Origin of the sequence: Arthrobacter sp. TB 26 (assembly GCF_000427315.1) — a bacterium.
Lineage (GTDB): Bacteria > Actinomycetota > Actinomycetes > Actinomycetales > Micrococcaceae > Arthrobacter.
Genome location: NZ_AUPJ01000094.1, coordinates 1 through 6025, shown reverse-complemented (window position 1 = coordinate 6025; position 6025 = coordinate 1). Strand labels below are relative to the sequence as shown.

Annotated in this window: 8 protein-coding genes; 3 read left to right on the top strand and 5 right to left on the bottom strand. The window is 67.0% G+C overall.

What is annotated here, in order from left to right; translation table 11 throughout:
* Positions 1–49 precede the first annotated feature (49 nt).
* Genes rpsN through rpmB form a run of 3 tightly spaced genes read right to left on the bottom strand, consistent with a single transcriptional unit; the run spans position 50 to position 763 of the window.
* Positions 50–355 (bottom strand): 30S ribosomal protein S14, encoded by a 306-nt coding sequence (rpsN, locus tag K789_RS0102590; RefSeq protein ID WP_011693742.1) that lies wholly within the window; start codon positions 353–355, stop codon positions 50–52.
* Between the two features lie 4 nt (positions 356–359).
* The gene (gene rpmG / locus K789_RS0102585) at positions 360–527 is read right to left on the bottom strand and encodes a 50S ribosomal protein L33 (protein ID WP_011693743.1); all 168 of its coding nucleotides are present in this window, start codon (positions 525–527) and stop codon (positions 360–362) included.
* Positions 527–763 carry a 50S ribosomal protein L28 gene (gene rpmB / locus K789_RS0102580; RefSeq protein WP_011693744.1) on the bottom strand — a complete coding sequence of 79 codons (237 nt, stop codon included), beginning with the start codon at positions 761–763 and terminating at the stop codon, positions 527–529. Before rpmB ends, rpmG begins: the two co-directional genes overlap by 1 nt.
* 481 nt (positions 764–1244) lie before the next feature.
* On the opposite strand from rpmB, the gene K789_RS0102575 reads away from it, so the two are divergent.
* From K789_RS0102575 to K789_RS0102565, 3 genes are all read left to right on the top strand, one after another.
* Positions 1245–2681 (top strand): ferric reductase-like transmembrane domain-containing protein, encoded by a 1437-nt coding sequence (locus K789_RS0102575; RefSeq protein WP_024365385.1) that lies wholly within the window; start codon positions 1245–1247, stop codon positions 2679–2681.
* Positions 2678–3178: an FMN-binding protein gene (locus tag K789_RS0102570; RefSeq protein WP_024365384.1), complete on the top strand. Its 501-nt coding sequence runs from the start codon at positions 2678–2680 to the stop codon at positions 3176–3178. The genes K789_RS0102575 and K789_RS0102570 overlap by 4 nt, the downstream gene beginning before the upstream one ends.
* Entirely contained in the window at positions 3162–4019 is an 858-nt protein-coding gene (locus K789_RS0102565; RefSeq protein ID WP_306376313.1) for an FAD:protein FMN transferase, read from the top strand. Before K789_RS0102570 ends, K789_RS0102565 begins: the two co-directional genes overlap by 17 nt.
* Here K789_RS0102565 and K789_RS0102560 read toward each other — a convergent pair.
* Together K789_RS0102560 and K789_RS0102555 are read right to left on the bottom strand one after the other, a co-directional pair.
* Positions 4016–4777 carry an SGNH/GDSL hydrolase family protein gene (locus K789_RS0102560; protein ID WP_024365382.1) on the bottom strand — a complete coding sequence of 254 codons (762 nt, stop codon included), beginning with the start codon at positions 4775–4777 and terminating at the stop codon, positions 4016–4018. The genes K789_RS0102565 and K789_RS0102560 overlap by 4 nt on opposite strands.
* Positions 4778–4842: 65 nt before the next feature.
* Positions 4843–6025: glutaminase (locus K789_RS0102555; RefSeq protein WP_024365381.1), on the bottom strand; the 1183-nt coding region annotated here is incomplete at its 5' end.

The window sequence follows — 6025 nt, the reverse complement described above, 5'->3', positions numbered from 1 at the left end:
CCACGAGGCGCCGGCCCTTCTTCAAGCCACTGGTTTCAGGGGTGCTGAATTACCAGGAAGACTTCGTGATGCCCGGGAGCTCACCGCGGTGAGCCATGTCGCGGAAGCGAACACGGGAGATGCCGAACTTCTGGAAGGTACCGCGCGGGCGGCCATCGATGATGTCGCGGTTACGCAGACGTACCGGCGAGGCGTTGCGGGGCAGCTTCTGCAGGCCGAGGCGCGCAGCTTCGCGGGCTTCGTCGGTCGACGCGGGGTCAACCAGAGCCTTCTTCAGTTCGAGGCGCTTTGCAGCATAACGCTCGACGATGACTTTACGCTGTTCGTTCTTAGCGATCATTGACTTCTTAGCCATGTGTTTAGCGCTCCTCTCGGAATTCGACGTGCTTGCGGATGCGGGGGTCGTACTTCTTCAGAACCATACGGTCCGGGTCGTTACGACGGTTCTTGCGCGTCACGTAGGTGTACCCCGTGCCCGCGGTCGACTTGAGCTTGATGATCGGACGTACGTCCTTGTCCTTAGCCATTAGAGCTTCACTCCTCGTGCCAGGATGGCGGCTACGACTACGTCGATGCCACGCACGTCGATGGTCTTGATGCCACGTGCAGAGACCTGCAGGGTGACATTACGGCGCAGGGACGGAACCCAATAGCGCTTCTTCTGGATGTTCGGGTCGAACCGACGCTTGTTGCGTCGGTGCGAGTGCGAAATGCTGTGTCCAAAGCCCGGCTCGGCTCCGGTCACCTGGCAGTGTGCTGCCATGACGACTCTCCTCAAAAATAAATGAAACGGTTGCGGAGTTCCCGCGTAACCGTGCGACAGGCAGCGTCCGCATCCAGCCCCCACAGGGATTCGGTAGTTCCGCAGTGTTCAGGCAGCGGCGTAAACCGTCTGCTTTCCTCACTGCGGCGAAGATTGTGGGCCACGGTCACCGGGCGGCGGAAACCTTTTGGGAAGCCACCGCGAAGTACCGGGATGCTGGGCGAATACAGGAGTGCACGCAACTTGAGCCCCTAACTACCGGCCCTCAGGACTGTCGATGTTGCAGACAAATCCCGCCAACCGGAGCAATTGCACACGCTCCGCGCCACCTACCGCCTACCAAGTCTACGAGCTTGACGAATTAAAGACCAATCCGGTATCCGGCGGTGTATAAGGGGTGCCGGCCGGTTCGGCGCGAAGTCACATCGGCACCCTAGCGCTTTCACAGCAAAATGATAGGCGCCGGGCGGACGGTGGAACCATGAATTCTTCACTCCAGACGGCCCTGCCGGCCACGGCCCGCCGCACTCCCGTGGAGCGGTTCCGCGGTCAGTCCCGGCGCCGCCTGCTCCGGGCAGACCTCCTGACCGTGCTCGCGTGGGCTTCGGTGGCCTTGTCCATCGCACTCTGGCTCGCCGACGGCGGCGCCACGGGGTTCTCGACCCTGGCCGGCTCCTTCACGGCCCTGGGAATCGTCGCCGGGCTGGCCGGTATGGACCTTGTGCTGCTCATGTTGCTGTTAGCGGCGCGTATTCCCTTAATCGATGGCGCCGTCGGGCACGACCGTGCCCTGGAATTCCACCGCAAACTCGGCAAACCGTCGCTGTACCTGCTGCTCGCACATGGAATCCTGATCGCAATCGGATATGGCATGGCCGAAGGGCTCGATCCGGTGAGTGAGCTCGTGTCCCTCTGGGTGCTGGTCCCGGACATGTGGCTCGCCATCGTGTCCATGGGACTGTTCATCGCCGTTGTGGTCACCTCGCTGGTCGCCGTCCGACGCCGGTTCCCTTACGAATTTTGGTATGCCGTCCACCTGCTGACCTACGCAGCGGTGCTGACCGCAATCCCGCATCAGTTCAGCACCGGGGCACTCTTCGCCGTGGGCACCTGGCAGCGCTGGTACTGGCTGGCCATCTGCATCGGCACCGGCGCCGCTCTGGTCCACTACCGCGTCCTGGAGCCGCTCGTGGCCACCGTCCGGCACCAACTGACGGTGAGCCGCGTCATGACGGAGGGTCCCGGCGTCGTCAGTATTGAACTGGCGGGCCGCCACCTCGACGAACTGGCCGGCAGCGGCGGCAGGTTTTTCATCTGGAGGTTCCTCGCCCCGGGCGCGTGGTGGCATCCGCACCCGTTCAGCCTGTCCGCGGAACCCGTGCTGTTCGATTCCGCGGGCCGGGGCCGACTGCGGATTACCGTGCGCAACCTCGGCCGGGGATCGGCCCAGTTGGCGCGGCTGAAATCCGGGACCAGGGTAGCGATCGAGGGACCCTACGGGCTCTTCAGCACAGCGGCCCGCAGCCGGAACCGCGTCGTGATGATCGGTGCCGGCATCGGAATCACCCCCCTCCGCGCACTGCTGGAGCGCACACCCTTTGAACCGGGCAACGCCACAGTGATTCTCCGCGGCCACAGTGAGGCGGAACTCTATCTGGGCGACGAAATCCTGGAACTCTGCCGGCGCCGCGGCGCGACCCTGTTCCATCTCACCGGCGCCCGGACCGCCGGCGAACAGAGTTGGCTGCCCGAATCGGCCGTCCGGTCAGGACACCGGCTGGCCAGTTACGCCCCGGACGTCGCCGACGCCGACGTGTACATTTGCGGCCCGTCCGCGTGGGCCCGCAGTGCGATCAGCGGAGCCCGCGCGGCCGGCGTCCGCGACGAACAACTCCACTACGAAAGGTTCGACTGGTGAGAATACGCGCAGCAGTTTCAGCAACGCTGGCCTCCGCCGGAATACTCCTGGCCGGCTGGCAGTCAGGAGCCCACGTCGCAGAAACCGGGAGCACCGCGGCGGCCACCTCGGCCCCCNCCGCCTCGTCCGGGACGGGCGGGAGCAGCGGAACCACAAACGGAGTTTCCGGATCCAGTTCCGCAAGCGGGTCCAGCGGAGGCACCACAAGCGCGGCACAGGCCGCCGGAACGTTCACCGGAGCGGCGGTCCAGACCCGCTTCGGCACCGTCCAGGTGCAGATCACCGTAAAGGCCGGCGCGATCACGGATGTCACCGCCCTCCAGCTGACCGACGACGACCGAAAATCCGTGCAAATCAGCAACCGGGCCGCTCCGCTGCTGCGTGCCGCGGTCATCAAAGCCCAGTCGGCCCAGGTACAGACCATCAGCGGCGCCACGGTCACCAGCGACGCCTATTTGACTTCGCTTCAGGCAGCCCTTGATGCAGCCAACCTTTAAGCCCTCGCCCGCCGAAAGTCCGGCACTGAGCGCCGCCAACCTGGGCGGCCCGGCCCTGAAAAGCAGGACTTTCCGGTGCATGGGGACCGTCATCAGCCTCGCCCTGCCCGCGGACGACTGCGGGATGCGGGACGGCGAACCGGTGCTGGAAGGTGCCGCTGCCGCCGTCGAACACATATTCTCCGGCCTGGACGCGACGTTCAGTCTGTACCGGACGGATTCGGAAGCGAGCCGGCTGGCCCGCGGCGAAGTCACGCTCCGGGATACCTCGGCGGCATTCCGCGCCCGTTTTGCGGACGCCACGGGTTGGCGGCTGTTGACCGACGGTTTCTTCACCCCCGAGCGGCCCGACGGCATACTGGACCTCTCCGGCATCATCAAGGGTTACGCCATCGACCAGGCGGCCTCCGCCCTGGAGTCGGCCGGCATCACGGACTGGTGCCTGAACGCAGGCGGTGACGTGCTGGTGAGCGGCTCGCCCGGACCGGGACCCGGGACTCCGTGGCTGGCCGGCATCGTGGATCCGCAGGACCGCGGAACGCTGCTCTCGGGCTTTGCGCTGGGCGGCACAGGGCGCTTCGCGGCGTTGGCGACGTCCGGCACAGCTGAGCGCGGAAACCACATCTGGCGGGTCGGGGCAGGCCGCACCGGGCTGCACCCCCTCGATTTCCGCCAGGTCTCCGTGGCAGCCCCGGACATTCTCACCGCGGACGTGCTGGCGACCGCGATCGTCGCCGGAGGGAGGCGGATGCTGGACTGGGCCACGGACAGCTGGGACGTCGAAGTGCTGGCCGTACTCGGCGGCGGGGAACTGCTCGCGACGCCGGGATTCCGCGCCTAGAGGTGCGTGAGGCTCGGGTAGCGCGGGGCCAGCCCGTCGCCTGACGACTTCCCTGTGACCCGGCGGACCACCCACGGTCCGGCGAATTCGCGGACCCAGCGGGCGTTGGCGCGGACGGCCTCGGCCCGGCTGAGCTCGGGAACCGGAGTCATGGGCGGAACGTCGATCGAGTGGTCGTGCTCCAGGACGGTGAGGACGCGCTTGGCCATGTTCGCGTGGCCTGCGGCGGACATGTGCATCCGGTCGGTTGCCCACATCCCCCAGTCGTAGTACTCGCTGAAGCGCCAGTAATCCACCAGGAGGGCGCCGTGGTCCCCGGCGATTCCGCGGACCAGCTCGTTGTAGATCGCGGTGCGGCCGCGGGTGGTGCCGAAGATCTTCGAGCCGCGGGAGTCGAACCCGGTGAACATCACCACGGTTGCGCCGGTGGCCTTGAGCTTACGAATGCCGGCGTCGTAGTCCACCAGCAGATTATCGATGTCGACCTTGGGCCGGAGGATGTCGTTGGCGCCGGCATAGATGCTCACGAGGGTGGGTTTGAGGGCTACGGCGGCATCGACCTGTTCGGCCATGATCTGGCGGAGTTTCCGGCCGCGGATGGCGAGGTTTGCGTAGCCGAAGCCCGGATCGTCGGCGCCGAGCTGCTCGGCCACCCGGTCAGCCCAGCCCCGGACGCCGTTGGGGCGGTTGGGGTCATCGTCGCCGACGCCTTCCGTGAAGGAGTCGCCAAGGGCTACATAGCGGGACGTGAAATCCATGGCTCCAGTCTGCCAGCAGTTGCCCCAAGCAAACAAAGCAGGCAACCTGGCCGGCCGCGGAAGCCCTATTCGCGGATCCGGACCGCGGACTCGCGCAGATACTGCTCCACCCGGGTGTAGGCGTCCCGGGTCAGGGCCTTCCAGAGGGCGATCGCCAGGCGCGGCTCGGCGGCTTCCAGCTCGGTGATTGCCTCCGCACTGAGCACCATGACCTCCACCGGACCAATGGCCCGGACCGTGGTTTCCTGCCGGTTGCCGCTGCCCAGCGCCAGTTCGCCGAACGTCATGCCGGCGCTGAGGGTATTGAGCTTGACCCGCTCCGCGGTGGGCCCCGGGGACGTGCTGCTGACCCTCCCGGAGGTGATGAAGTAGACCCCGCCGAACCGGAGGCCGACCCGCCGGATGACGTCGCCGTCGTCGTAGGACTTCGGGGTCATGAGGGCTTCGAGCGCCGCGGCGTCCGCTTCGTCCAGCGGTGCCAAGGCGGGAGATGCGGTGACCGGGACGTGGTCCGGCAGCAGCAGGTGGTCCCCGTGGCGTTCCAGCAGACGGTTTTCGGAGTATTCGACGGCGGCGCTCCGGGTCGCGAAGGACGGCACCAGCCGCTGTTCCAGGCGTCCCAGAGCGTCCGCGACGGAACCGTCCGCCTCTATCAGCACCAGCTCCCGGCCGGCGTCGGCCATCCCCTGCCTCGCTTTGGCCAGCATGCGCACGGCGACGTCGCTGATCTGATCGGTGCGGCGCACATCCAGGACCACGAGGTCGACCTCGTCCGCCAGGCTGCTGAGCTCGCGGACCATGGACTCGGTTCCGGCGAAGAGGAGGTCGCCGTTGACTTCGATCACCCGTGCCCGGTGGCCGTGCGCCCGGAGGACGTCGGCGGCCTCGTCGTTCCGGCGGATGCCCGACGGCGTCTCGGTCACGTCGTAGGCGGCCAGGATGGCGGACCGGCCGGTCCGGGCCGCGCGGACGAAGTGCAGTTCCATGTCCCGGGAGAGGCGCTGCGCCGTGGCCAGGCCGCGGACGCTGCTGCCGTGCTCATCGAGCGGCGGCGAATACACGGCCAGGCCCACCTGGCCGGGCAGCACGGCGATGATACCGCCGGCCACCCCGCTCTTTCCCGGCATGCCCACGCTGCTGATCCAGGCGCCGGCGTCGTCATACATGCCGGACGTCATCATGACGGACAGGACGCGTTCCACCGGGCCGATCTCCAGCACCTGTTTGCCGCTGAGCGGGTTCCGGCCG

What these genes read in the sequence shown, in the direction of transcription:
- rpsN (WP_011693742.1), bottom strand. Translation starts at nt 355, where the DNA reads ATGGCTAAGAAGTCAATGATCGCTAAGAACGAACAGCGTAAAGTCATC.
- K789_RS0102575 (WP_024365385.1), top strand. Translation starts at nt 1,245, where the DNA reads ATGAATTCTTCACTCCAGACGGCCCTGCCGGCCACGGCCCGCCGCACT.
- rpmB (WP_011693744.1), bottom strand. Translation starts at nt 763, where the DNA reads ATGGCAGCACACTGCCAGGTGACCGGAGCCGAGCCGGGCTTTGGACAC.
- K789_RS0102560 (WP_024365382.1), bottom strand. Translation starts at nt 4,777, where the DNA reads ATGGATTTCACGTCCCGCTATGTAGCCCTTGGCGACTCCTTCACGGAA.
- rpmG (WP_011693743.1), bottom strand. Translation starts at nt 527, where the DNA reads ATGGCTAAGGACAAGGACGTACGTCCGATCATCAAGCTCAAGTCGACC.
- K789_RS0102565 (WP_306376313.1), top strand. Translation starts at nt 3,162, where the DNA reads ATGCAGCCAACCTTTAAGCCCTCGCCCGCCGAAAGTCCGGCACTGAGC.